Consider the following 538-nt stretch of genomic DNA (forward strand, 5'->3'; position numbering starts at 1 on the left):
CTGCGCTCGGGTGCCACCGTCATGGTCGAGGCGGACGAGCTCGGCGAGGTCATGCTCGGCCCCGACGAGGTGATCGTCAACGAGCAGCCCCGCTCGGGCTGGGCGGTGGAGACCGGCGCCATCGGCACCGGCACCGGCGAGACGGTGGCCCTCGACCTCGAACTGACCGACGAGCTGCGCCGCGCCGGCCTGCTGCGCGAGGTCATCCGCCTGGTGCAGGAGGCCCGCAAGTCGACCGGCCTGTCCATCACCGACCGCATCCACCTGTGGTGGACCGCCACCGGCCCCGACCTGGCGGCGGCGCTGCGCTCGGAGGGCCACGTGGTGGGCGAGGAGGTCCTGGCGACCGGCATCACGGAGGGCACCGCCGACGGCCTCCCGTCCCACTCGGACGCCGACCTCGGCCTCACCTTCCAGCTCCGCCGCGACTGACCGTCCGGCCCGAGCGGGGCTGCTCGTTGACGATCACCTCGTCGGGGCCGAGCATGACCTCGCCGAGCTCGTCCGCCTCGACCATGACGGTGGCACCCGAGCGCAG

The 538-nt window shown here is 73.8% G+C and carries 1 protein-coding gene; it reads left to right on the plus strand.

Annotated features, from left to right (window positions below):
- Positions 1 to 432: DUF5915 domain-containing protein (locus FAF44_RS53600; RefSeq protein ID WP_237111183.1), on the plus strand; the 432-nt coding region annotated here is incomplete at its 5' end.
- Between the last annotated feature and the right edge of the window lie 106 nt (positions 433 to 538).

The sequence above is a fragment of the Nonomuraea sp. MG754425 genome (assembly GCF_021699195.1).
Lineage (GTDB): Bacteria > Actinomycetota > Actinomycetes > Streptosporangiales > Streptosporangiaceae > Nonomuraea.